Origin of the sequence: Rickettsia tillamookensis (assembly GCF_016743795.2) — a bacterium.
GTDB lineage: Bacteria > Pseudomonadota > Alphaproteobacteria > Rickettsiales > Rickettsiaceae > Rickettsia > Rickettsia tillamookensis.
The window spans coordinates 652579-677364 of sequence record NZ_CP060138.2 but is presented as its reverse complement, the minus strand read 5'-3'; the positions used below and the strand labels follow the sequence as shown (position 1 = coordinate 677364).

Genomic DNA, 24786 nt, shown 5'->3' with positions numbered 1-24786 from the left:
AATTTAGAATAAATTTTAAAAAAATCATTGTCATCATGTTATTAATTTAAGTCACTTAAAAATATACTGACCATTGTCGGCATATATATAACTACAAAAAGCAAAGATAAAAACACGGTAGCTGCAACTTTCTCAGGATAAAATTTCTGTAAATTCGCTATAACTATAGTATTTGCTGCGAGTGGTGCCGTAGAAAGTAGTTTTAGAGCATTATAGTAATCATTGTTATACCATTTTGTTACAAAATGATCAAACATGATAAATAACCCTACTCCCAAAGGATAGAATAAAAATTTAGCAGCAAACGTAGCAAGAGTAAATTTTATATCGACTTCAAATTTTTGTAGAGATGAAAGAGCAAGGCCCACCATCACCATACCGAGTATCGAAAAAGAGCCTTTCATATTATATATAAAATCATCTAAAAAATCCGGTAAAGTAAAACCGCAAAAACTAAATAAACATCCCAAGAAAAAAGCGTTCAAAATCGGTAATTTTACTACTTTTAATATACTATCGGTGGTATTTGCAAAACTTCGCATACAAATATAAAAGCCGACGGAACATTCATAAATATTAACTCCTATAACAGCCATCATGTAAATACTTAATGTATAATCATCGAAAAGTGCTGCAGCTATAGGCAACATAAAATATCCGCCATTTGCCGTACCTGCAGATAAAGCTATAATATTACGGGTATGATCTTGCCAAAATTTACCAAAAAAATAATAAGAAAAAAGCGATAATAGTGTTGCAATTACAAATGTTACGACTGTAACGCTTAATGCCGAAAGTGTTAAGGTTGTACTAGCAGGTATCGTAAAAAATACTATAGGCGATATAAAATAGAATAGTAACGAAGAGATACTATCTCTTTCAACATTTGAATATTTACCTGCTAAGAATCCTATTACTACACTTAATAATACCGAAACGGTTTTAAAAAAAACTATACTAAAGATTATCATGTAATGAGCTAAAGATATAATTACTTATAATATATGAGGTTTTATTTTTTTTCACTAAATTTTGTAAAGATTTTTACTTCATCAGACAAAAATAAATTTTTAATTGAAATTTAAAAAATCTTATGTTATTTAAGGTATCTAATTTAATATAAAATTTTCATATTATTTATGCAAAATCTATTACCCTTATTCATTATATTTTTTTGTTTAAATACCTATTCTAATCCTATGCCGCTTGGTCTTAAATTAAATAAAACTACCAATATAGATTTAATAAAAAAATACAAAATCATCAATAAAGAACCTAATTATTGGCAAGGATATAATTATTATATAGAACCAAACGAAAAAACTATATCTAAAGCTTTAGTAATATGTAATGATTTTAATGTAATAGAAGCCGTTATCTTAACTATAGATAAAAATAAGTTTGAAGAGTTTTATAACATTTTAAAAGATAAATATAGTTTAGAAGAAGAAAATGATAAAGTGGTTACTTTCAAAGATGGTGAATGTTTAATCATACTTGAATTTTCTGAATTAAATACCGAAATGGAACTTGTATATATAACAAATGGTTTTTATAAAGAATTTTTAAATAAACTAGATAAAGAAGAAAAATTAGAGCAAGAACAGATGAAGAGATTGCTGTAGTATACTCGATGAACTTCAAAAATTGGCTACGTCGTCTTATAAGATTTGCGGTGCTCACGTATTAGTATACGCTTCGCTCCTCGACTTATAGACTCCTTGCTCTTTTTGAAGTTGATCTTCGTCTACCTATTTTTCAAATTAAACGAGTATACACGAAGCCACTTCGGAAATTATAGGCATTCGTAAATTATATTTTTTTATCAAATCTAAAACTAATTTTAATGCTTCTCTTCCCTCTACTAGCTGTTTATATTCCTGTAAAAATTTCTTTTTATCGCTACTAATTCTAAGCTCATAACCGAATTTTGTATTGCGTGAGCCTAAAGAATAGCAAGTAAGGACTAAATCGCCTACTACTCCAGCCTCTAATAGTATATTCGCCCCACTTGAAAAATTAGCTACGTCGTCTTTGTAAGACCTCGGATGCTCACATACTTCTGTACGCTCCGCTCCTCGGCGTGCAAACTCCTTGCTCTTTTCCAAGTTGAACTTCGTATCCCAATCCTTCATTTCATAGGAGTATATGTCTGAAAGTTCTCGCATACCACCCAAAGCCTTAGATAAAATAGCAATTTCTTTTAAGGCAGCTACTATAAGCGTTGCTCTTGCATTTTCGCCCTGCTTCTTTGCTAAATCAATTCCGCTTTTAATAGCAAAGATATTTTTCAACGCTCCTGCTACCTGTAATGTCACAATATCGCTTGTCGTATTCGTCGTAAAAGTTTTTGAACTTAGGTTATTGGCTATTTTATTTGCTATATCTATATCTAAACTTGCAATAGTTGCGGAAGCCGGTAAATTTTTAGCTAGTTCTTTCGCTAGATTCGGACCTGCAAAAAATGCTGTAGTGCTGTACGGTAATAGAATTTTTAACCTATCAGAAAATAGTTCGGTAGGATTACGAGCGAAACCTTTTGTTGCGATTAGAAGAGTATTGTCTTTAGAAATGCCGTGAGTTTTTAATAATTTTATTGAGTCATCAAAAGCGTAAGACGGCACTGCAATAATAATTAGTTCAAAATCCTTAATTACACTTAAGTTTGTAGTAGCCTGTAAATGAGCAGGTAATTTAATATCCCCTAAATATTTTACGTTAGTTTTATTATGTAAAATTTCTTTTGCTATTTCCTCGTTACGTAAAAATAAAGTAACATTATTACAGTTTTGTGCTGCTAAAGAAGCAAGACTAGTACCGAAACTCCCTCCCCCATAAACCGCAATATTTTTAAATTTATTCATTCAATGCTCCAAGTAAATGAAGAGTTGGGATACGAAGTTTAATTTGGAAAAGAGCAAGGAGTCTGTAAGCCGAGGAGCGGAGCGTATACTAAATACGTGAGCATCCGAGGACTTACAAAGACGACGTAGCCAATTTTTCAAATTAAACGAGTATACTTTTCTCAAGATTTACTATTATTACAGGGGATTTATTAATTTCCTGTTTCAAGGTTTTACGGATTGTTCCTTTTATTGCTTCGATTACTTGTTCATCCGACAATGCTTTTTTAGCCTGTTTATTTTGAATGGTAATAAGTTCTTTAATGTCGTTTTTAATTAGGTTAACTAATGCCATATCCTCTTTCGGATCAAGCAGCCCAGGCATAGACAGCATTGGGTTTGCAGCAAGCAGCCCTTTTTTATTAATTACTACTGATGCTACCACGATACCCGACTCACGCATACGTCTTCTAGCTTTGAAAATCGGAGATTCAACGGGCAGTAAATAATTACCGTCTACAGCTAAATAACCGTTTTCAACCTTTGAAATTACTTTCGCATTATTAGGGTCAAGTAATACTACACTACCGTTTTCAACCTCTACCGCCTGTTTTATGCCGTTTTTCTTAGCAAGCTTAACATGTTCATGAATATGTACAGGCTCGCCATGGACGGGAATACAAATATTCGGTCTAATTAGAGAATACATTTTTTGCAGCTCGTCAATCGATGGATGCCCTGAAACATGAACAAAATGATCTCGCTCGGTAATCACTTCTACACCGGCTTTAACAAATATATTAAATAGCCTGAATATTTTCTTTTCATTGCCCGGAATAATTTTGGAAGAAAAAATCATCGTATCCTTAGGAGCAAGCTTTATAGACGGATGAGCATTACTAGCTAATTTTGCGGTTGCTGCCATAGGTTCGCCTTGACAACCGGTAGCAATTACTAATAATTCTTCTCTTCTAAATCTACTAACATCACGTTCACTAATTAAAGGAGCAATATCTTTGAAATAACCGCTTTCTTGAGCAGCAAGCATCATACGATGCAAACTTCTACCGGTTAAAACTACTTTTCTACCAGCAAACCCTGCAGCATGAATTATTGTATCAAGCCGTGCTAAATTAGAGGCAAAGGTTGAAACTACTACCATTTGAGGGCAGCCGGCTATGATATCTACTAAACTTTTTCTAACATCTCCCTCAGAACCTGAACTTCCTTTATTAAACACGTTAGTTGAATCACAAACAAGTGCAAGAACCCCTTCATCTCCATAAGATTTTAGAAGCTCCTCATCGGCTTTTTTCCCAAGTACCGGATCATTATCAAATTTCCAATCTCCCGTATGTAAAATATTACCTGCATCCGTACGGATCATAATTGCTTGCATTTCAGGAGCCGAGTGAGTCAGTGGCACCATCTCTAAGGAAAAAGGCTCTAGACTTATTTTACTACCGGGTTTCACTTCATGAATTTTTATATTTTTAGCAAAATCATATTCATTTAAACGAATTTTTAAAAAATTTGCTGTGAAAGTAGTAGTATAAATAGGACATTTAAGACTATTCCATAAATATTGGACACCGCCTAAATGATCCTCGTGAGCATGAGTTAAAATCAGGCCTACTATATCTTTTTTATATTTCTCTATAAAGCTACTATCGGCAATTATCATATCAACACCAGGTAAGTAGTCATCGGCAAAACCGCTACCGCAATCAATCATTAACCATTTACCTTTATAATGGTAAAGATTAAGATTCATACCTATTTCATTAGATCCTCCTAGCGGTACAAATAGCAGATCATTTTTATGATTTTTGATGTTGAATGATGACATAATTTAACTTAATATTTATTTTATTACTTTATTCTTATAACTTATTATTAGTTAAGCGTCTATATATTAAAAAAGAAATTCATATAATGAATATAAATAAAATAGCATTGATTTATAACCAAAATTCCAAACATCTAGCTATTATAGAGGAAATAAAAAAACTCTATAATTATTGTAAAATAGAGGAAGCAGAAGCAATTATCGTAATAGGCGGCGATGGAGAATTACTACATAATATTCACCGCTATATGAATCTTAATATCCCTTTTTATGGAGTTAACTTAGGAAGTCTCGGCTTTTTAATGAATCCTTTAGATACCAAGAATTTATTACAAAATATACATGAAAGTACAGTTTCTATTCTAAATCCTCTTTTTATGCAAGCTGAAGATATAAGCGGTCAAATATATACCGCACTTGCTATTAACGAAGTATCGATATTTCGTAAAACTAATCAAGCTGCTAAATTTAGAATAGATGTAAACGGGATAGAGAGAATGAGCGAATTAGTAGCAGATGGAGCTTTAGTTGCAACCCCTGCCGGAAGTAGTGCTTATAATTTATCTGCCGGCGGTCCTATTTTACCGCTTGAATCAAATATGCTATGCCTAACCCCTATCTGTTCGTTTAGACCACGTAGATGGCACGGTGCTTTACTGCTTTCATCTACTACAATTAAATTTGAAATACTTAATACAAATAAACGACCGGTAAATGCTACTGCCGACTTTCAGGAATTTAATAATATCACAAATGTTACCGTTAAATCTACTAAGGATAAACCTATTAAACTGCTTTTTAATAAAAACCATACGCTGGAAGATAGAATTATTAAAGAGCAATTCGGTGGATAATTATTAAAAAATATTAATATGCGTTTTCTGATCCATGCAACAAAATTAATATTAAAGAACAATTTATCAGATAAATAATTAAGAAACATTAATAATTGCTTTACTAAAAAGTAAAATAATATATAATGCCTTGTTAAATAACTAGGTATTATATGAAAGCAAAAAAGTTCTCTATTAATCTTTCTAAAAATAACCATATTTTATGGTTACCGCTTGTTGGTGATATTATGTTACAAGGGACAACAACATATATCGAAGATGAAGTTAGAAAGTTTAAAATAGAAAATTATTTTAGAGAACGTAAAGGATTTAAAATTAGCTTTAGAAACAGCAAATATAGCAAGTAATAGAATAAGTAATAGACATAAAAAATTATTACTAAAATGTTTATTAAAAAATTATAATTATGAAGACCTTAAAAGCCACAAATTATTTGAAGATTATACCATAAATCAAGATAAAACGGCTATAATTCATAAAAGCTATGAATCAGAAATTGAGTTTAAATTTGAACCTATATCATTTCAAAATCCTTTAGATCGTATTACTTATTAAGTATAATGCACAAAAAAATATTTTCTTTATAGCAGTAGTAGAAAAAAACATTCAAATTATGGAAAAAATAGCCAAAGATCTACTTAATACTGCCCCTGTAGTTTCAAAATTACTAAAAACTACAATAGATTATCCACAATATCTTCAATTCTTAGAACATATTGTAGTATTTATAAAACCTGAAAAGCAACTTGAAGTTATAAAAAATTTAATAAATACAATAACTATAAATCTTATGAACTTAGCTCATTTTTCAGGAATATTAAGTAATGCTAAAGAATATGAAGCAGTAATAATAATACTTGAGTCTACACTACTTAATCCTCAACTACCAACTTTAGTAAGCGATGGTGAAGAAAAAGAAGCTTTATATCGTTGTCGGACTAATCTGTGGTCAGCATATGTTAATACAAAAAATTTATCATCAGCTGAAGAGCAATTATTGCTCATGTTAAAAGACAAACCAAATAATAGTAACTTCTATAATTTGTTTACGATTTATAGGCTCAATGGAAAATTTACAGAAGCAGAGAATTTAATACAAAATGCTTCTAATGATATAAAAACTTTAGCAAAAATGATTTTGAATTTTAACGAAATTTCGCAATCTAACTTAAATTCAATTAATCAAAATAATTTACCTGATAATTGTAAAGGCATGTTACGCATATTTCAATATATGGCTAAATATAATAAATATTCTACTTCTGAGAAAATTTCAAATAAAGAAAACCTAAGAGATGAGCTAATTAAAATTAGTAAGAGTGTTAATGAACCGTATACATTAGCTCAAATTGCATTAAAGACTAAACAATACGAACTAGCACAGCAATTTTTAGAAAAAGTACCTCAAATAACTCTCTATCTAGATACACATGTAAATAATACTTTTAAGGAATTAGAATTTTTACTAAACCCTGAAAAACATAGTAACCAAGTCCATATAGAAAATCTTATCAATAAACTTCATTTTTCATCAGACCAAGCTATAAAAATAGTTGATAAGGTTAGCATCGGTTTGATTGCAGATAAGAAGTATAATCTAGCTTTAGAAAAAATTGATGAAGTTCTAAACCACGAGCCTCAAAATCAAGAAGTGCTTGAAAGAGGTTTAGAGGTGGCTTCATTAATTAATAATCAAGAAAAGATACAACAATATTCTAATCTCTTACCTAAAGATGATAACTATGAGATACCCAAAGAGTGGGATCCTATAGAAATCCATAAATATTATCAGTTAAGAAAAAAACAGGATTTATTTCATACTCTCCAAAAAATTAATCGTCAGCAAGAAATTATTCCTAATAGTATATGGCATATTGCAAAAGAGCATGATTTTACTACTAACGACGTTATTCCACTTGGTAAATATAGAGGCTTGGATTGTTACGGAAAAATTAGTGAAAAATTACAAGAAAAATTAGATAAGAGTCAATGTGATAAGTTTATAAATGCCTTAAAGAAAGGTATAATATATAGACAACAAGGTGACAACGGCGTTAAATTTATCGGTAAAAAAGCAGTTGAAATTAAAATTGACGGCGACCAACGTTTATTCACAAATATATTACATTCAAACGAACAAGGTGAATTACTGATAAATTTTGATCATCAAGGGAATCATAATGATGTAATAAAATTCGCCGGTGAACATCATCTAGAATTTCACCAAGATTTGTTATAGCTTTAATTGCTCTTTAATAATTCAATATTAAAGAGCAATTTGGCGAATGATTATTAAGATATAATATTTAATTATATTATATCCCCAACTAGTTCTTCCCCTAATAATTTTGATAATTCATATTCACTTGCTTCAGTCCAAGTTACAGGCGGCTCTTCATTCGGTAAACCGGTATCGTAACGATCATTAAATACTCTGACGGCTTGTTGAGTAATTTGATCAAAAGTACTTGTAGATTCTACTCCATAACCATATGCTTTTAACTTTGTTTGTAAAGTATCAACTTGTTCTCCAGTACTATCAGGACTTAATAATACTTTACTCTTTTGATCTTGCGTAGTCTCAAAATATCTACCAAAACCAGCTTCAGCTAATTCTTTCCAAGGAAATTTTGATCCAGGAGCTATATGAGCATTTCCTTCACGGTTTACAGTTACTTCACCAAGACCGACTAAATCATGCTTTAAATCTAAATCCGAATATCTTGTTGCTATATCTGCAAGAAAGCTTTTTAATTTCCCTATTTGCTCTTTAGAAAAATCGTTTTTTGCATCATTAATAAGCATATTCCCAATACCAAACTTATTAACACCTACTTCTCCTTTCCAGCTACTCTTGCCCGCATAAAAAGCTTGATCTGTTAAATCGTTATGATATTGATATTGCGTTCCATCCTTATCAGTTATGTAATGAACACTTGCACCTCGTGCTTGTAAGGCTTCAAGAGTGGAATTAATATTATCACTTACAGAATAAGTAATAACTACACAGTTAGGTTTTACTCCTTCCGGTCTTGGAGCCATATATTTACCGTTTGGGCTATTTGTGTTACTGATACCGTTATTATTATCATTTGGCATAATATTTACCTCATATTTTTTTAATAAAAAGTTCAATCACTGAACTATGGCACTGTTAACAAAATAATTTTAAAGCTAATTAAATTATTTTGTTAACAGTGCCATATTAATTATTAGTATTAATTAATAATTAGGTCAAGAAATAATTAATTTTTATTAAGTAATCAGATAGGTAAAAGCAATAATATTTTACTCAAAAGGTTGGCGTAGGTTAATAGCGGCAGATAATGTACCCTCGTCTAAATAGTCAAGTTCACCTCCGATAGGTATACCGCTAGCAAGGCGAGAAATTTTAGCAGGATGTTCTTTTAAATATTCAGTAATAAAATACGCAGTAGTTTGACCTTCTAAAGTAGAATTAGTAGCAATAATAACTTCTTTAATATTTTCTGCAAAACATCTTTTAAGTAGTTCAGGTAACCGAAGTATGCTAGGATTTTGCCTACTAGCTGCCGATAAATTATGACCTAGTACATGATATAAACCTTTAAAATTACCGCTACGCTCCATTGCCCATAATTCAGCTACGGTTTCAACAACGGCAATAACCGATTTATCTCTATATTCAGAAGAACAAATATGGCAAATATTTTCCGTATCCATATTACCGCAAATCTCGCATTTTACTATTTTCTTATCTATCTCTACAAGGTTATTAATCAGGCTTTTTAACCTAACATCTTTATCTTGCAGGAGGTAAAGCACTATACGTCTTGCCGACCTACTACCAAGACCGGGTAATTTTGAAAAAAGATAAATTAGCTGATCTATCTCATTATCATTTGTTTCATTCATATATTTAAGACTTAATAACAATTGTTCCGGCTATTTTATCATGTAGTGCTTGTTTTTTAGAAGAAAAAAGTATAAAGAAAATACCGATAGGAAAAGTCATATACCCTAAAAATCTTTTAATTAACTGCTTTAAAGTCGGACGATTTAATGTTACGGCATCTACGATTTTCATACGTAGGAACATTTTACTAAGCGTTGCACCTTTATAATACCAAAGCGTTATGAAATATGAGCCTATTACTAATATATTAGTAGCAAAAATTGAAATATTAAACAAAATATATTTATTAAAATTCCCTGCTTTAAGATATTCATAAAATTCCTGACTCATAACAGAGTTAAACATTTCATTGGAATTATGAAGATTAATGTTATTGCTAAGGAAATAATCATTAAAGAACAACCATAATAAATTAAAAGAACAAAATTGTGATATTGGGATTGCTATAAAGGCAAATAATGATAAATCAAGTGCTGTAGAAAAAATTCGTGCTATAAAATCGGGATAAATAATTTGCTTTTTCATTGCCGGTTACTTTATTTTTGTATTAGATAGTAAGGAGTATCGAAATCGTCATTGCAAGAAGAATTACGTAGTAATTCGACGAAGCAATCTCAGGATGTTTTACGAGATTGCCACGTCGCTTCGCTCCTCGCAATGACGATTATAACCTTAATTAAAATTCAATATATTACATTTATGAATCAATTTGAAGCATATAGTTTATTATTTGCTGATAGCTTTGTCTCAAATCTTGTTATCGGTTTTCAGAATGAATTAATATTTCATTCTATGAAAATGTTTGGGGGCTATAATAGTTTAATAATGCTGTTAGTAGCTATTTGTGCTTCTCTTAGCGGTAATGCAGTCAATTATATTTTTGGAAGAATAGTTTTAAATATCTTTTATGCTTCCAAAAACGAACAAAATATCTTAAGACATAAAAATTTAACACAATTATATTATAAATATGAGATATTTATAATTTTCTTAATGGGCTTTCCTTTTTGGGGATGCTTTATTTCTTTATTCTCCGGTTTTTTTAAAACAAAATTTCTAAAATTTTTAGGTATTGGTTGTTTGGCAAAAGCATGCTATTATGCTCTAGAATTGTATATATTTTAACTCATGAAAAAATTAACCAAAACTAATTCTCATAGACAGCAAAAATTAGCAAGCATTATAAATGAAGCATTAATCGAAATTCTAAGACGTGGTAAAATGCTGGATAGCAGACTTTTTGATTGTCCTCTCACTATTACGAAAGTTATAGTTACTGCTGATCTAAAAATAGCTAATTGTTATTTCTTGCCTTTTAATACTAAACTAACAATAGATGAAATTATGGATGCATTAAATAATTCTAAAAATGCTATCAGAAATTTTATTACTAATAAAATAAATATGAAATTCTCGCCTGATATAAGATTTCATTATGATCACGGATTTGATAATGCTATAAAAGTGGAAGAGTTGCTAAAAAATATATAGGTGCTAGGGGATAAACTCAATCATTGAAAACAATAATTATCCGTTATACTAAAAACGCTTAATAAATTAAGCTTTAGTACAACAGCCCCCTAGCATAAATGGACTAAAGGCTATAAATGTTTTGCAATGATGGAGTTTAAACATCATTTACAAAACAATAATATCATAATAATTAAAATAATCAAGATATTTTAGTTATTTTTTAAACTTTAAGTATAACTCAAATAAAAATAAACCCTTATTTTTATTAAATAACTTTAAAAGATTATTTTTTTATATTAAGATATAAGAATAATCTTTTAATAAAAATAAATAGAAAATGTCTCCTCAAATAATAGAGTTATTAATTTTTGCCGTTATTGCCTTTTACATCATCAATAAATTAATTACGACTCTCGGTTCTACTTCAGAAGAGGAACAGATAAAGCAAAAATCTTATTTTGGCGAACCGGTTATTAAGGACGTAACTTACAGTACAGTTAACTCTAACAAAGAAGAAAAAAATATTCCAACAGCCCAAGATATTAAAGCTTTTAAAGATATAATAGTGGAACATAATATAACTGCGGTCGTAGATGGAATGGAACAAGTACATAAATGCCTTTATTCCTTTGAGCCGGTTAAATTTATAAATAATGCTAAAACTGCTTTTCAAATGATTATAGAAGCTGCTTATAAAAAAGACACTCAAGAATTATCTGAACTGATAGATAAAAGATACTTGGAAGAATTTGAAAAAATAACACCGTCTTATGGTGATTTTTTTGACTCATCGGCTTTAAGTGCAAAATATTCAGAAATTTACATGTTCGGTAATAACATATTTATTAAATTACTATTTCAAGGTAAAAATGTAGTTGACAAAATTGAAGATTTAAAAGAAGAATGGACATTTACACGTAATGCTAATACCAAAGAAGTTGATTGGTTTTTAAGCAAAATTGAGAGAGTGTAAACGTCATTGCGAGAAGAATTACATAGTAATTCGACGAAGCAATCCAGTAAAAAATTCTGTAAATCAGAATTTTTTTATTATTTTTGCTGGATTGCCACGCTCCCTATGGTCGCTCGCAATGACGATTTGGTATCCACGCAACAATGCCTTGCGAGGAGCGAAGCTTTGCTGCAATCTCAGGATATTCGACAAGATTGCTTCGTCAAAATTTTCAATTTTTCCTCGCAATGACGATTCGAGTGTCCACGCGATAACGACTTATAAATCGCATAACAAACTATTAGTAATGAGTAAAATTTTCTATATTATAGGCACTATATTAATAATAAGTGTCGGTATTTTTATGTTTCAAAAACAAACGATAACAGATAACAATCAAATAATCCCAAGAAAAGTTTTATTCGGTAACCCTGATAAAGCAAGGGTTTCTCTAACCCACGACGGCAAATATATTCTATATATTGCACCGAAAGACGGTGTATTAAATATCTGGCTAGCCCCCTCAGATGATATTAGTAAAGCAGAAGCCATAACCCATGACAAAGGACGTGGTATTTGGTCTTATGCTAAAGCTTATAATAATAAAAATATTTTATATACCCAAGATTTTAACGGTGATGAAAATGACCGAATTTATAGCTATAACATAGAGACAAAAGAGACAAAATTACTTACGCCCGAAAAAGGAGTTAAAGCTGGAATAGCAGGAGCAAGTCATAAGAAATCAAATGAGATATTAATATATTTAAATGAGCGTAATCCTGAATATTTTGATATTTACAAATTAAATCTAGATACTTTAGAAAAAGAACTGATTTATAAAAATGATAGATTTACTGATTACGTAGTCGATGAAAATTTAAATTTAAGATTCGGTAGTTTATTAGATAAAGACGGAGTCGTTGAATATTATGAATTAAAAGACGGAGAACCTAAATTATATACTAAAATCTCAATGGAAGATTCTTTCAATACTTCTATAATCGGTTTTGATGCTAGCGGCGAAATTCTTTATATGCTTGAGGGGCGTAACCGCAATACTTCAGCCCTTAAGGCGATAACACTTGCTACAGGCAGCGAAGAAATATTAGCTAAAGATTCAAAAGCCGATATTGGCTTATTTACAGTTCATCCCACAAAGCAAACTCCGCAAGCAGTATCCATAGACTATGATAGAGTCTCATACAAGATATTAGATAAAGATATTGAAGATGATATTAAATATTTGCAATCTCTCGATCGCGGTGATTTAATTATTAATAGCAGAACGTTAGACGATAAAACTTGGATTGTTGCTTATATGGCTGATAATGCACCGGTGAAGTATTATAAATATGATAGGGTAAATAAAAAAGCTGAGTTTTTATTTACTAATCGCAAAGAACTTGAGCAATATAATCTTGCTAAGATGATACCGGTAATTATCAAGTCACGTGACGGGCTTGATTTAGTTAGCTATATCACTTTTCCAAATGATGTAAAACTTGATGAAAATAATATTCCTGATAAAAAAGTACCGCTAATAATTAATGTTCATGGCGGACCATGGGTTCGTGATAGCTGGGGATACAATCCTGAGCATCAATGGCTTGCAAATCGTGGTTACGCAGTTTTAAGTATAAATTACCGTGGTTCTACCGGTTTTGGGAAAGATTTCTTAAACGCCGGTAATTTAGAATATGCTGGTAAAATGCACACCGATTTAATTGACGGTGTTAACTGGGCTATTAAGAATAATATAGTTGATTCTGACAAAGTTTGTATTATGGGCGGAAGTTATGGCGGTTATGCTACACTTGTCGGTCTTACCATGACCCCTGACATATTTGCTTGTGGTGTTGACGTTGTCGGTATGTCTAATTTATTAACTCATGTGCAATCTAAAGCTCCTTATATGACACCATTATTAAGTATATATAAAACACGTATAGGACCTTGGGATACTGAAGAAGAAAAAGAGTTTTTAAGACAAAGATCACCGATTAATTTTGTTGATAATATCAAAAAGCCTTTATTTATAGCACAAGGTGCTCACGATGTGAGAGTCGTACAGGCAGAATCAGAACAGATTGTAAATAGCATGAAAGCAAAGCATATACCGGTAGTTTATGCACTTTACAAAGATGAAGGACATGGATTTGCAAAACCAGGTAATAGAATCTCATATTACGCTCTTGCCGAACAATTTTTAGCTAAGATTTTAAAAGGAAGAGCGGAGCATATAGGGGATGACTTAAAGAATGCTAATCTCATTCTGAATGATAAAGAAAAAATTAGCGGTACAGAGGCAGAAAAGATTATAGATACGGCAGTTGGGAATTAAGAACAAACTATTATACTGCGACTCGGTGTCATCCCGTGGCTTGACCACGGGATCCAGTAAAAATATTAACATGTTCGCAAGTTGTTTTCTAGATACCGTGGACAAGCCACGGTATGACAATGCAACCAATTTTGGGGGTATCATGCTACTTACAAATACTGAAAATTCTTACGGCTTAATTACAAAATTTTTCCACTGGATCATGAGTATTATAGTTATAGTAATGCTCGTTGTCGGTTTCTCAATGGATAATTTCGTAGAGCCTCCTTTAAAATGGCAATTATACGGGATACATGAAGCAACCGGTATAGTTGTCTTATCTTTAGTAATAATAAGGCTTTTATGGAAGTTCTATAATGCTAATGTTTTACTACCCTCTGATTTACCGAATTGGCAGAAAAAAGCCGCTATGGTTAATATAAATTTGCTATATCTTTTAATGTTATTAATGCCGATAAGCGGCTTCTTAATGACTATTTAATCAAATCATCATATTGATTTTTATGGTTTGTTTACTATAAATTCTTTTGCTCAAGATTTACAATTTGCTAAAATCTTTAAGAAAATCCATAAAAAAGCTGCTTTGTTATTTACTGCTTTAATTATTTTGCATATACTAGCTGCATTATATCACCACTTTATTAGGAAAGATAACGTACTTAAGAGAATGTGGAATGAGTAAAATGATGTCATCCCGTGGCTTGTCCGGCGTTGTTGCATGGCTCAAAAAATGCCCTCGATGTCATACCGTGGCTTGACCACGGTATCCAGAAAAACAACTAAAAATATCAATGTTATTGATATTTTTAACTGGATCCCGTGAATAAATCACGGGATGACAAGAGGAAAATCGAGCCATGCAACAAGACCGGACAAGCCATGGGATGACAAGCCAACAAAAAACTCTCTTCTTTACAGCTTAAAGATTAGTTATTATACTGTGCTTTTATTATTTAAATAAATTATTTAAAATGAATATTCATGAATATCAAGCAAAAGAGATTTTAAGAAAATACGGTGTACCTACTTCCACCGGACTAGTTGTTACAAAAACCGAAAAGATTAATGAAACCATAGATAAGTTAAATACGGAAGTATACGTGGTTAAGGCACAAATACATGCCGGCGGTAGAGGTAAAGCAGGCGGTGTTAAAGTTGTTAAGAGTAAAGAAGAAGCTAAGAAAGTTGCTCATGACATGTTTGGGATTAATTTAGTAACACATCAAACAGGACCGCACGGGCAGAAAGTAAACCGTCTTTATATCGAATCAGGTTGTGATATTTTAAAAGAATATTATTTCAGTATCGTGTTTGATAGATCAGCGAGTCGTATTACTTTCATAGCTTCTACTGAAGGAGGAGTTGATATTGAAGAAGTAGCAGAAAAAACTCCGGAAAAAATTGTTAAATTTTCTGTTGATCCTGCAACTGGTTTACAAGATTTTCATATGCGAGGCATAGCTTATGAGTTAGGCTTTAAGGATAACCAAGCAAAACAGATGAAAGAAATAGTAAAATCAGTCTATAATGCTTTTATTGAAACCGATGCAGCACAAATTGAAATCAACCCGTTAATTGTAAATAGTGACGGGAACTTATTAGCTTTAGATGCTAAAATTACTTTTGATGAGAATGCCCTATTCAAGCATCCTAATATCACAGCAATGCGTGACCATGATGAAGAAGATCCTCTAGAAACTAGAGCAGCAAGCGCAGGGCTTAGCTATGTAAAAATGGACGGTAATATCGGCTGTATGGTTAACGGAGCCGGTCTTGCTATGGCTACTATGGATATTATTAAACTTTACGGTGCTTCGCCCGCTAATTTCTTGGATGTCGGCGGCGGAGCTGATCGTGAGCGTGTAAAAGAAGCGTTAAAAATAATTTTATCCGATAAAGAAGTGCAAGGGATCTTAGTTAATATTTTCGGTGGTATTATGCGTTGTGATATTATAGCGGAAGGGATTATTGCAGCAGCAAAAGACATAGGTATAAAAGTACCGTTAGTGGTTCGTTTGGCCGGTACAAACGTTGAAAAAGGGAAAGAAATTTTATCAAATTCCGGTTTAGAAATAATACCGGCCCATGATTTAGCAGATGCTGCAAATAAAATAGTTGAAGCGATAAGGTAGATATTTCTCGTCATTGCAAGCAGACAATGTTGCATGGATACCCGAGCCGTCATTGCGAGGAGCGAAGCGACGTGGCAATCTAAAAAAATAATAAAAATGCTACGCATTTTACTGGCTTGCTTCGTCGAATTACTATGTAATTCTTCTCGCAATGACAATTATACAAAATAAAAACATAATACATATAAAACAAATTATTTAACATGGCAATATTAATAAATAAAAAAACAAAAGTTATCTGTCAGGGCTTTACTGGTTCACAAGGAACTTTTCACTCTGAACAAGCGATAGCTTACGGCACTAACATGGTTGGTGGTGTTACACCTGGCAAAGGCGGTCATACTCACCTTGATTTACCTGTATATAATACCGTACATGAAGCAAAAGCAAAAACCGGTGCAAATGCAAGCGTTATATATGTTCCACCAGGTTTTGCCGCTGATTCAATATTAGAAGCAATCGATGCTGAAATTGAAGTAGTAGTATGTATAACGGAAGGAATTCCGGTACTTGATATGGTGAAAGTAAAACGTGCTTTAGTCGGTTCTAAAACTAGATTAATCGGTCCTAACTGCCCTGGAGTTATCACACCTGGTGAATGTAAAATCGGTATTATGCCTGGGCATATTCATAAAAGAGGAACGATAGGTATTGTTTCAAGGTCAGGTACTCTAACTTATGAAGCAGTAGCACAGACAACAGCAGTAGGACTTGGACAATCTACATGTGTCGGTATAGGCGGCGATCCTGTTAACGGCACTAATTTTGTTGATTGTATTGATATGTTTTTGAAAGATGATGAAACAAAAGCAATTATTATGATTGGTGAAATCGGCGGTAATGCAGAAGAAGATGCAGCCGAGTTTATCAAGCAATCAAAAATCAAGAAGCCTATTGTTAGCTTTATTGCAGGTATTACAGCACCTCCCGGTAAAAGAATGGGACATGCCGGAGCTATTATTGCCGGAGGAAAAGGAAGTGCCGAAGATAAGCTTGAAGCTCTACAAAATGCCGGCGTGACTATCACTAGATCCCCTGCCGATATCGGTAAAACAATGTTAGATTTACTGAATAAAGGCTAAATAATTATATAAATCGCCGGACCGGTTTTAACGTCATTGCGAGGAGCGAAGCGACGTGGCAATCTCGTCAAATATCCTGAGATTGCTTCGCCTTGATTACTACGTAATTCTTCTCGCAATGACGGAAAAACCGATCCACGCAGACAATACCACTCTGAACCCCCCTCCTACAAACTAGCACATCAACTAGAAATCTTCATAGAACTTAATATAGTATAAATAATAATAAAAAATTAAATTTTTGATTGATAATTAATTTTATTATATGTAATGTGATTGCCACCAACTAATTAATAAGAGATTAAAAAATGAGTATATTAACAATAAATAATCATGGTAATAGTTTAGCATTATAAATCTTAATGACGATACGTATAATATTTTCAATTATGCCTATAATTCTCATATAGATTCTAAAATTTCCTGTAAGCCTTGGGATCTTGGCAATACTAAAATTTTTTATAATACTTATAATAATGGGCTTAAAGAAATTGAAACTAATAATGCCGGTATTATTATTCAAGGTACTAAAATTGAAACTAAAGATGCTGATATCTTTCCGGATGATACGAATGATTTTAGAAGTATTTATTATAATAATGAGTATAGTTTAAATCATACTACTGTCGTTCACTATAATAATGGTGTTAATGTCGAAACAAATAACACCGGAATTATTATTAAAGAGTTAGGATATTTTATTAAATTTGAAAGTAATCATGGTTCTACTTATATTAATATATCACCAAATATTTCTATATACAATATTGAAGATCGTGTTACTGAGCTTAACGTCCAAGAAGGAGACCTATACAGACCTACGACTTTAACATTGAATGATCATAATTCATCTCTAGAAAAAATTTCTATTAGTGCAAATACAATATTTAATAACTTTAACACTACCGGTAAAAAAGTTTGTATCAGTATTTCAAAAAATACTAGCTTTGAACAAACGAATGTTGATTTACCTATCAAGAAATTAAAGTTAGAATTAGGTTCGAAAATAAAATTTACCCATTGTGAAAAGAATTATGAATTTGCTAACCCAATATCAGAGAGTATCAATCTAATATTGATACTATAACAATTTATAATTTACATAATTTTGTAGAAGCTGCTAAAGAATTTAAGGCTAATAAATATTTTAATGCTAATAAATGTTATGATCGAACTTTAGAAGAAGAAAATAATTTTCATTATTTAACATCATTTATAGATCAAAACCCGGAACATTTTATTGATGTAACTACTTTAGGGGATGATGCCCTTTCCACGTGATATTATTGCGTGGATCGAAAAATGCGTTCGGTGTCATACCATGGCTTGTCCAGCTTTGTTGCATGGCTCAGTTTTTTTGTTGTCATCCCGTGATTTATTCACGGGATCCAGTTAAAAATACTAATAAATTAGTATTTTTAGTTGTTTTCTGGATACCGTGGACAAGCCACGGTATGACACCGAGCGAGTTTTTTGAGCCATGCAATAACACCAAGCCCCTCCAAGTTTCTTAAGAACTCTTATTATCCCTAATTTCTTTAACTATATTTAGTAACTGTGGGAAATCTATTAACCCGGGTATTAATTTTGAATCAATTATATACGCAGGTACTCCTTGGATTCTAAGGCTTCTAGCTATTTTCATATTTTGAGTAATTAAATCTTTAATCTCATTGCTATCGGTAGTTTCTTCAATTTCCGTAGCATTTAAGCCATTCTCGGTTAATAATTCTTTTATAGATTCCTTAGAAACATCTCTTATTTTTATTAGTTCATCATGAACAGCTTTAAATTTACTTGGATTAACCTTATAAACGGCTAAAACTATTCTTGCAAGATATTCGGAAGCATCTCCAAGGATAGGTAGCGGTCTTAATATAACTTTAACTTGTGGGTCATTTTGCAATAATTCATTTATGGAAGCATCACCTTTCTTACAATAAGAACAATTGTAATCATAAAAAGCAATTATTGTTACATTACCGTCTTTATTTCCTATAACAGGAAAGCTTGTGCTATCTTCAATACCTAACTTATTATCTTTTATATAGTTATTAACTTTATTCTCATTTTCCTGTACTTTACGTTTTTGCAAGCCTTCTATTGATTCTATTATTATTTCCGGAGTTTTAAGCAAATAATCTTTGATTATTTCTTGGACTCTTTCCTCTTCACATTTCCTTGCATCCTCACTTTGTTTAACTTCCACGGAAACTGGATTTGTAGAATAGGTTTTCATTGTTTTAAAAACAAATAAAACTCCTATAACAACTACAAATATAACCAATATTTTACCTATAATATGCTGCATAAATACCTATACTTAATTTTTATTTGAAATCGTCATTGCAAGCGGGCGTTGTTGCGTGGATCAGTTTTACCTCTGTCATCCCGTGGCTTGACTACGGGATCCAGTTAAAAATACTAAAATTATTAGTATTTTTTATTGGTTTTCTGGACCCCGTGGTCAAGCCACGGGGTGACACAGTGAGTTTTACCGACTCACGCAATAACGACTTCTCGCAATGACGCTTACTTCTGTCTTATTAATCTGCTCTGATCTCTTTTCCAATCTTTTTCTTTAATTGACTCTCTTTTATCATGTAATTTCTTACCTTTAGCGATACCAAGCTCAATTTTTACTTTATTTTTTTTATTAAAATACATAGAAAGAGCTACTAGCGTATAGCCTTTTATTCTAATTCTACCGATAATTTTCTTTATCTCTTTAGTATGCAACAATAATTTACGAGGTCTACGAGTAGAATGATTAAATCTATTCGCTTTCTCATATTCCGCAATATGGCAGTTATACAAAAATACCTCATGTCCGGTATCTGCCGCATGGCTTTCTTCTATAGAAGCTTTGCCTTGACGCAGAGACTGTACTTCACTACCCTTTAATACAATACCTGCTTCTAATCTTTCTTCAATAAAATAATTAAAAAGGGCTTTCTTATTTTGTGCAATAACTTTCTTATACTCGGTCATAATTTTATGGATAGTGATGTTATAATGTTTTCAATTTGTTTTTTAGCACTATCGCTTGCTTTAGTTAATGGGAGTCTAATTTCATTTTCACATAAACCTAAATAATGTGCAGCATATTTTATCGGAATCGGATTAGATTCTACAAATAATGCTTTATATAAAGGCAGTAATTTCTGATGGATTTCTAATGCTCCTTTAGTATCGTTCTTATTCCATTTCTCCAATAACTCTTTACACATATCGGGAGCAATATTAGAAGCTACGGAAGTCCACCCTACCCCGCCTTGAGCGTTAAAAGCTAAGACTACTTCATCATTACCGGTTAAAATGTTGAAATCCTTTTTAACTATTGCTCTAATCCGCAATGGACGTTCTAAATCTACTCCACAATCTTTTAATGCTAAAATACGAGGTAACTTGCTAAGTCTTAATATCGTCTCATCAGCAAAATCTACTCCGCTTCTAGTCGGAGCTGAATATAACATAATAGGTAGATCACATGCTTCATGCAACGCTTCAAAATGCTTATAAATTCCTTCTTGAGTAGGTTTTATATAAGATGGCGGGCTAGCCATAAAACCGTCTATGCCCGTTTTTGTAGATTCTGCTGCAAGCTCTCTTGCATAAGCAGTATTATTTGATGAACACCCACTTATTATAGGAATACTCTTATTCACAATTTCCACACTAGTTTGTAGTAATAATTTATATTCCTCAAAACTCAAGCTACTACCTTCTCCAGTTGAGCCTGCAATTAATACTGCATCGACTTCATGCTTTATTTGATGTTTTAAAATTCTCTCTAAAGAATATAAGTCTAACTTATTATCTTTAAAAGGTGTTATAGCTGCGGTAATTAAACCTTTAAATATATTGTTCATTGTTTTTTTTTTTTTATTAATTTGTCATTGCGAGCGACCATAAGCGTTGTTGCATGGCTTGAAAAACCCGTTCGGTGTCATACCGTGGCTTGACCACGGTATCCAGAGAACAACTAAAAAATACTAATATTATTAGTATTTTTAACTAGACCCCATGGACAAGCCACAGGGTGACAATAGTAAAATCGAGCCACGCAATGATGCTTCTTCTACTCCCTAACAACACGCCCATACTCTTCTTTCAAAAGTTCTGCAATTTTATGATCATCAAAAGTAATCTTTTTATCACCAAGATCTATAGAACTAATATTGTGCACCTCGATTGCCGTACCTGTAACAAAACATCCAGTAAAATCCTCTATTTGCTCTAATTTCAAACGCTCTTCTTTTACTTCTAGACCTAAATCTTTTGCAATTTCAATAATAGTCTGTCTTGTTATACCGTTTAAAAATCTATCGGCAATTGGAGTATATAATGTTTTATCTTTAACAAAGAAAATATTTGTTGTAGTACATTCAGCAATATATCCTTCATAATCAAGTAATAATGCATCATCATAGCCAAGAGCTTTAGCTTCTTTTTTACTAGTTATTGCCATATTATATTGAGCGGCGGATTTAGATTGTACCGGGGTACTATCAGGCATTGCTTTACGCCAGCGGCTTACATGCAAATTTATACCTTTCTCAAAAGACCTTGGCATTGATGGAATACCGGCAATCAAAAGATTAGTAGACAAATCAGGATTAGTAATATTTAGCGATTCATCTCCGCACCAAATAAGCGGTCTTATATATGCATCCTTAATATTATTTTGTTTTATTACAAGTTCATGAGCTTTTATTATCTCGTCCACACTATAAGGTACTTTCAAACCTAATGCTTCTGCTGATTTTATTAATCTTTCTGTATGTTCTTTTAACTTAAAAACTTTGCCATTATAAGCTCTCTCACCCTCAAATACCGATCCTGAATAATGCAGGCTATGAGTTAAAACATGAATCCTTGCGAATTGATAAGGAACTAAATCACCATTAATCCAAACATGCCAAAAAATTTGCTCTAGTTTTATCATTGTCATTAACCTATATTTATATTAAAGTATTGTCAATTGTCATTGCGAGGAGGGACATAGTCCCGACGCGGCAATCTTGTCAAGCATCCTGAGATTGCCACGTCGCTTCGCTCCTCGCAATGACGGAAAAGCTAACACCAAATTTTTCAAATTAAACGAGTATACATGCATACATACAAAGCACATATTTTAATCGTTGATGATGATAGCAGAATATTAGCACTTTTAAAGCAGTTTTTAAATAAAAACGAGTTTTTAGTATCAACGGCAAGCTCAGTCATAGAAGCTAAAAATCTATTAAAAACTTCTAATTATGACTTAATTATTTTAGATGTTATGTTACCTGAAATAACAGGGCTTGATTTTGCTACTACTATAAGGGATGCCGGTAATAATATTCCTATAGTTATGCTTACTGCTTTATCGGAAGCCGATGACCGTGTTAAAGGACTTGAAGCCGGTGCCTCTGATTATATAACTAAACCTTTTGAACCGAGAGAATTATTACTTCGGATAAATAATTTAATTAATAATTATAATAACTTTAAAAAAGAAACGAATATAATTAAATTCGGCAATAATTTCTATAATTTTGATACAAAGGAATTCACTAAGAACGATCAAATCATATCTCTTAGCTCTACCGAACAAAAATTACTTGAGATATTAATAAAAAATTCCGGTAAATCTACTAGTCGTTTTGAACTTTCAAAAATTATGGGCGGGCTTAGTATGCGTTCTATCGACGTACAAATTACAAGAATAAGAAGTAAACTAGAAGATAATCCAAAAGAGCCGAAATATTTAAAAACCGTGCGTAATGAGGGCTATGCACTTTATATTTAGTCACTTATAAATTACATATATAATTTATAAGTGGGTAAAATAGTAAAAATGATAGCTTAAGACGGCTTTACGCTATCATTTTAGCTTTTTATCCTAATAATTATATTTAATATTAAATATAATTATTAGTAATTTATTTTTTATAATCAAGGCAAAGGGACGCCCCAAGCCTTGATTATTCTATTTTAAAACCGAATTTAGAATAATTTCTTATTCTAAATTCGATAAAATGAAGGTTATGCACTTTATATCTAAATTATTACCGAGAACATTATTTGTACGATTTATGTTTATTATAATCATTCCGATTTTAATAGGGCAAATCGTTGCTATATTTTTGTTTTACGATCGTCATTGGTATAATGTTTCATATTATACTAGTACTATTATTATCAATGAAATAGAATCACTGATTAAAGAACATAGAAATAATTTAAGAGAGATAACCCATTTATCGGAAAATTATCTTAATTTATCTTATCAATTTCAGCTTAATAAAAAGTTATCTATAAAACAACCTAAATTAAGTGAGCCTCTAACTATATTTAAAAATATTTTAGCTACAAAAATCCATGAAAAAAATATAGTTAAACTAAATAAAGAAAATAAAATCGAAGTATTTTTAGAATTAAACGATGGAACATTATATATTACTTTTCCTGCAAAATTATTGCTTAATCCTACGGTATATATTTTCGTTTTATGGATTATATCTTTAACTGTTATATTACTTTCTGTTTCTATTATTTTCTCCAAAAATCAGATTAAATCAATAATTGCTCTTGCCGATAGTATGGATAAATTTGGTCGAGGTATTTTAAAAGGTAAAAATTTCAAACCTTCAGGAGCTTTAGAAATAAGAAAAGCAGGGCTCGCTTTTTTAAAAATGAAAAACCGTATTGAAAAACAAATTACTAAAAGAACTACTATGCTTGCTATGATCTCGCATGATCTTAGAACTCCTTTAACAAGGATGAAACTACAGCTTGAATTAATGGAAGAAAGCGAAGAAACAATAGGATTAAAACAAGATATATTAACTATGCAGCAAATGATAAATTCTTACTTAGATTTTGCTAAAGGTGAAAGCAGCGAAGAATTTGAAGAAGTTTTATTATTACCTTGGATGGAATTTTTTTTAAATAAATGGTCACATGTAAATATTGAATTTATAAAACTTAATAATATAGATAATTTAAAAATACGAATTAAACCGAATTCTTTTGAAAGAGCCTTGTCTAATTTAATCGGTAACGCTATAAAATATGGAACTAAAACTAAGATATCTTCAAAAGATAATTCATCTACGGTAGCTATAATCATTGAGGATAACGGTCCCGGTATAGATGATACGGAAAAACACCTTGTATTTAAACCGTTTTATAGATCGGATAAAGCAAGACAGCTTGATAATGCAAGTAACGTAGGACTTGGGCTTGCTATTACTAAAGAAATAATAAACGATCATAAAAGCTCTATTTATTTAGGAGATAGCAAGGATTTAGGCGGGTTATCGGTAAGAATCGAAATACCTAAAATATGAATACTGATGTCATTTATGCGTGGAT

At 31.7% G+C, this 24786-nt stretch carries 24 protein-coding genes and 3 pseudogenes; 15 read left to right on the top strand and 12 right to left on the bottom strand.

Going from position 1 to position 24786, the window contains the following annotated elements; translation table 11 throughout:
• Positions 1-41 precede the first annotated feature (41 nt).
• Positions 42-971 carry an AEC family transporter gene (locus H6P87_RS03260; protein WP_011271009.1) on the bottom strand — a complete coding sequence of 310 codons (930 nt, stop codon included), beginning with the start codon at positions 969-971 and terminating at the stop codon, positions 42-44.
• Between the two features lie 168 nt (positions 972-1139).
• Between H6P87_RS03260 and H6P87_RS03255 the strand changes: the two genes are divergently transcribed.
• Positions 1140-1625, top strand: coding sequence for a hypothetical protein (locus H6P87_RS03255; protein ID WP_202070009.1), 486 nt, complete (start codon positions 1140-1142; stop codon positions 1623-1625).
• A 138-nt stretch (positions 1626-1763) separates the two neighbouring features.
• On the opposite strand, the gene H6P87_RS03240 is transcribed toward H6P87_RS03255, so the two are convergent.
• Positions 1764-2864 carry an NAD(P)H-dependent glycerol-3-phosphate dehydrogenase gene (locus H6P87_RS03240; RefSeq protein WP_410528057.1) on the bottom strand — a complete coding sequence of 367 codons (1101 nt, stop codon included), beginning with the start codon at positions 2862-2864 and terminating at the stop codon, positions 1764-1766.
• 43 nt (positions 2865-2907) lie between these two features.
• Here H6P87_RS03240 and H6P87_RS03235 point away from each other — a divergent pair.
• Positions 2908-3010: pseudogene (locus H6P87_RS03235) on the top strand (palindromic element RPE5 domain-containing protein).
• On the opposite strand, the gene H6P87_RS03230 reads toward H6P87_RS03235, so the two are convergent.
• Positions 3007-4692: a ribonuclease J gene (locus tag H6P87_RS03230; protein WP_202070008.1), complete on the bottom strand. Its 1686-nt coding sequence runs from the start codon at positions 4690-4692 to the stop codon at positions 3007-3009. The pseudogene H6P87_RS03235 and the gene H6P87_RS03230 sit on opposite strands and share 4 nt — an antisense overlap.
• 86 nt (positions 4693-4778) lie before the next feature.
• On the opposite strand from H6P87_RS03230, the gene H6P87_RS03225 reads away from it, so the two are divergent.
• The 3 genes from H6P87_RS03225 to H6P87_RS03215 all read left to right on the top strand — a co-directional run bounded on the left by H6P87_RS03225 (position 4779) and on the right by H6P87_RS03215 (position 7785).
• Positions 4779-5546: an NAD kinase gene (locus H6P87_RS03225; protein WP_202070007.1), complete on the top strand. Its 768-nt coding sequence runs from the start codon at positions 4779-4781 to the stop codon at positions 5544-5546.
• Positions 5547-5698: 152 nt separating this feature from the next.
• Positions 5699-5893 carry a hypothetical protein gene (locus tag H6P87_RS03220; RefSeq protein WP_202070006.1) on the top strand — a complete coding sequence of 65 codons (195 nt, stop codon included), beginning with the start codon at positions 5699-5701 and terminating at the stop codon, positions 5891-5893.
• Positions 5894-6159: 266 nt separating this feature from the next.
• Positions 6160-7785 (top strand): hypothetical protein, encoded by a 1626-nt coding sequence (locus H6P87_RS03215; protein ID WP_246438074.1) that lies wholly within the window; start codon positions 6160-6162, stop codon positions 7783-7785.
• A gap of 71 nt (positions 7786-7856) precedes the next feature.
• Here H6P87_RS03215 and H6P87_RS03210 read toward each other — a convergent pair whose 3' ends face one another.
• The 3 genes from H6P87_RS03210 to H6P87_RS03200 all read right to left on the bottom strand — a co-directional run bounded on the left by H6P87_RS03210 (position 7857) and on the right by H6P87_RS03200 (position 9966).
• Positions 7857-8645: an N-acetylmuramoyl-L-alanine amidase gene (locus tag H6P87_RS03210; RefSeq protein ID WP_202070005.1), complete on the bottom strand. Its 789-nt coding sequence runs from the start codon at positions 8643-8645 to the stop codon at positions 7857-7859.
• A gap of 189 nt (positions 8646-8834) precedes the next feature.
• On the bottom strand, positions 8835-9440 hold the full coding sequence (recR, locus tag H6P87_RS03205; protein WP_202070004.1) for a recombination mediator RecR: 606 nt from the start codon (positions 9438-9440) through the stop codon (positions 8835-8837).
• 4 nt (positions 9441-9444) lie between these two features.
• Positions 9445-9966: an RDD family protein gene (locus H6P87_RS03200; RefSeq protein ID WP_202070003.1), complete on the bottom strand. Its 522-nt coding sequence runs from the start codon at positions 9964-9966 to the stop codon at positions 9445-9447.
• A 174-nt stretch (positions 9967-10140) separates the two neighbouring features.
• Between H6P87_RS03200 and H6P87_RS03195 the strand changes: the two genes are divergently transcribed.
• The 7 genes and pseudogenes from H6P87_RS03195 to sucD all read left to right on the top strand — a co-directional run bounded on the left by H6P87_RS03195 (position 10141) and on the right by sucD (position 17424).
• Positions 10141-10566: a YqaA family protein gene (locus H6P87_RS03195; protein ID WP_202070002.1), complete on the top strand. Its 426-nt coding sequence runs from the start codon at positions 10141-10143 to the stop codon at positions 10564-10566.
• A 3-nt stretch (positions 10567-10569) separates the two neighbouring features.
• Complete coding sequence (gene rbfA, locus H6P87_RS03190) at positions 10570-10932, top strand: 30S ribosome-binding factor RbfA (RefSeq protein WP_032138589.1); 363 nt, start codon at positions 10570-10572, stop codon at positions 10930-10932.
• Between the two features lie 319 nt (positions 10933-11251).
• Positions 11252-11887, top strand: a complete 636-nt coding sequence (locus H6P87_RS03185; RefSeq protein ID WP_202070001.1) for a Tim44 domain-containing protein — start codon at positions 11252-11254, stop codon at positions 11885-11887.
• A 286-nt stretch (positions 11888-12173) separates the two neighbouring features.
• A complete protein-coding gene (locus H6P87_RS03180; protein ID WP_202070000.1) occupies positions 12174-14210 on the top strand; it encodes a S9 family peptidase in 2037 nt (678 codons plus the stop codon).
• A 70-nt stretch (positions 14211-14280) separates the two neighbouring features.
• Positions 14281-14892, top strand: a pseudogene (locus H6P87_RS03175) (cytochrome b/b6 domain-containing protein).
• A gap of 289 nt (positions 14893-15181) precedes the next feature.
• Complete coding sequence (gene sucC / locus H6P87_RS03165; protein ID WP_202069999.1) at positions 15182-16342, top strand: ADP-forming succinate--CoA ligase subunit beta; 1161 nt, start codon at positions 15182-15184, stop codon at positions 16340-16342.
• Between the two features lie 203 nt (positions 16343-16545).
• Positions 16546-17424 carry a succinate--CoA ligase subunit alpha gene (sucD, locus tag H6P87_RS03160; protein ID WP_202069998.1) on the top strand — a complete coding sequence of 293 codons (879 nt, stop codon included), beginning with the start codon at positions 16546-16548 and terminating at the stop codon, positions 17422-17424.
• Here sucD and H6P87_RS03155 read toward each other — a convergent pair.
• Entirely contained in the window at positions 17421-17543 is a 123-nt protein-coding gene (locus tag H6P87_RS03155; RefSeq protein WP_265738133.1) for a hypothetical protein, read from the bottom strand. The genes sucD and H6P87_RS03155 overlap by 4 nt on opposite strands.
• Before the next feature lie 713 nt (positions 17544-18256).
• Here H6P87_RS03155 and H6P87_RS03150 point away from each other — a divergent pair.
• Positions 18257-18511 carry a hypothetical protein gene (locus tag H6P87_RS03150; protein ID WP_202069997.1) on the top strand — a complete coding sequence of 85 codons (255 nt, stop codon included), beginning with the start codon at positions 18257-18259 and terminating at the stop codon, positions 18509-18511.
• Between the two features lie 321 nt (positions 18512-18832).
• Here the strand turns inward: H6P87_RS03150 and H6P87_RS07520 are convergent.
• The 5 genes and pseudogenes from H6P87_RS07520 to H6P87_RS03125 form a co-directional block, all read right to left on the bottom strand.
• A pseudogene (locus H6P87_RS07520) lies at positions 18833-18910 on the bottom strand (permease); the annotation flags it as partial.
• Positions 18911-18934: 24 nt separating this feature from the next.
• The gene (locus H6P87_RS03140) at positions 18935-19735 is read right to left on the bottom strand and encodes a DsbA family protein (RefSeq protein ID WP_202069996.1); all 801 of its coding nucleotides are present in this window, start codon (positions 19733-19735) and stop codon (positions 18935-18937) included.
• Positions 19736-19956: 221 nt separating this feature from the next.
• Positions 19957-20415: an SsrA-binding protein SmpB gene (gene smpB, locus H6P87_RS03135; protein ID WP_040257674.1), complete on the bottom strand. Its 459-nt coding sequence runs from the start codon at positions 20413-20415 to the stop codon at positions 19957-19959.
• The gene (gene dapA, locus H6P87_RS03130) at positions 20412-21296 is read right to left on the bottom strand and encodes a 4-hydroxy-tetrahydrodipicolinate synthase (protein WP_202069995.1); all 885 of its coding nucleotides are present in this window, start codon (positions 21294-21296) and stop codon (positions 20412-20414) included. The genes smpB and dapA overlap by 4 nt, the downstream gene beginning before the upstream one ends.
• A 209-nt stretch (positions 21297-21505) precedes the next feature.
• Complete coding sequence (locus tag H6P87_RS03125; protein ID WP_202069991.1) at positions 21506-22378, bottom strand: branched-chain amino acid transaminase; 873 nt, start codon at positions 22376-22378, stop codon at positions 21506-21508.
• Positions 22379-22537: 159 nt separating this feature from the next.
• Between H6P87_RS03125 and H6P87_RS03120 the strand changes: the two genes are divergently transcribed.
• Together H6P87_RS03120 and H6P87_RS03115 are read left to right on the top strand one after the other, a co-directional pair.
• A complete protein-coding gene (locus H6P87_RS03120) occupies positions 22538-23218 on the top strand; it encodes a response regulator transcription factor (RefSeq protein WP_040257671.1) in 681 nt (226 codons plus the stop codon).
• 238 nt (positions 23219-23456) lie between these two features.
• Entirely contained in the window at positions 23457-24761 is a 1305-nt protein-coding gene (locus H6P87_RS03115; RefSeq protein ID WP_202069992.1) for an ATP-binding protein, read from the top strand.
• Positions 24762-24786: the final 25 nt, after the last annotated feature.

Bases quoted from the DNA above. Each gene is read 5' to 3' on its own strand.
- H6P87_RS03260 (WP_011271009.1), bottom strand. From the start codon at position 971: ATGATAATCTTTAGTATAGTTTTTTTTAAAACCGTTTCGGTATTATTA.
- H6P87_RS03255 (WP_202070009.1), top strand. From the start codon at position 1,140: ATGCAAAATCTATTACCCTTATTCATTATATTTTTTTGTTTAAATACC.
- H6P87_RS03240 (WP_410528057.1), bottom strand. From the start codon at position 2,864: ATGAATAAATTTAAAAATATTGCGGTTTATGGGGGAGGGAGTTTCGGT.
- H6P87_RS03230 (WP_202070008.1), bottom strand. From the start codon at position 4,692: ATGTCATCATTCAACATCAAAAATCATAAAAATGATCTGCTATTTGTA.
- H6P87_RS03225 (WP_202070007.1), top strand. From the start codon at position 4,779: ATGAATATAAATAAAATAGCATTGATTTATAACCAAAATTCCAAACAT.
- H6P87_RS03220 (WP_202070006.1), top strand. From the start codon at position 5,699: ATGAAAGCAAAAAAGTTCTCTATTAATCTTTCTAAAAATAACCATATT.
- H6P87_RS03215 (WP_246438074.1), top strand. From the start codon at position 6,160: ATGGAAAAAATAGCCAAAGATCTACTTAATACTGCCCCTGTAGTTTCA.
- H6P87_RS03210 (WP_202070005.1), bottom strand. From the start codon at position 8,645: ATGCCAAATGATAATAATAACGGTATCAGTAACACAAATAGCCCAAAC.
- recR (WP_202070004.1), bottom strand. From the start codon at position 9,440: ATGAATGAAACAAATGATAATGAGATAGATCAGCTAATTTATCTTTTT.
- H6P87_RS03200 (WP_202070003.1), bottom strand. From the start codon at position 9,966: ATGAAAAAGCAAATTATTTATCCCGATTTTATAGCACGAATTTTTTCT.
- H6P87_RS03195 (WP_202070002.1), top strand. From the start codon at position 10,141: ATGAATCAATTTGAAGCATATAGTTTATTATTTGCTGATAGCTTTGTC.
- rbfA (WP_032138589.1), top strand. From the start codon at position 10,570: ATGAAAAAATTAACCAAAACTAATTCTCATAGACAGCAAAAATTAGCA.
- H6P87_RS03185 (WP_202070001.1), top strand. From the start codon at position 11,252: ATGTCTCCTCAAATAATAGAGTTATTAATTTTTGCCGTTATTGCCTTT.
- H6P87_RS03180 (WP_202070000.1), top strand. From the start codon at position 12,174: ATGAGTAAAATTTTCTATATTATAGGCACTATATTAATAATAAGTGTC.
- sucC (WP_202069999.1), top strand. From the start codon at position 15,182: ATGAATATTCATGAATATCAAGCAAAAGAGATTTTAAGAAAATACGGT.
- sucD (WP_202069998.1), top strand. From the start codon at position 16,546: ATGGCAATATTAATAAATAAAAAAACAAAAGTTATCTGTCAGGGCTTT.
- H6P87_RS03140 (WP_202069996.1), bottom strand. From the start codon at position 19,735: ATGCAGCATATTATAGGTAAAATATTGGTTATATTTGTAGTTGTTATA.
- smpB (WP_040257674.1), bottom strand. From the start codon at position 20,415: ATGACCGAGTATAAGAAAGTTATTGCACAAAATAAGAAAGCCCTTTTT.
- dapA (WP_202069995.1), bottom strand. From the start codon at position 21,296: ATGAACAATATATTTAAAGGTTTAATTACCGCAGCTATAACACCTTTT.
- H6P87_RS03125 (WP_202069991.1), bottom strand. From the start codon at position 22,378: ATGACAATGATAAAACTAGAGCAAATTTTTTGGCATGTTTGGATTAAT.
- H6P87_RS03120 (WP_040257671.1), top strand. From the start codon at position 22,538: ATGCATACATACAAAGCACATATTTTAATCGTTGATGATGATAGCAGA.
- H6P87_RS03115 (WP_202069992.1), top strand. From the start codon at position 23,457: ATGCACTTTATATCTAAATTATTACCGAGAACATTATTTGTACGATTT.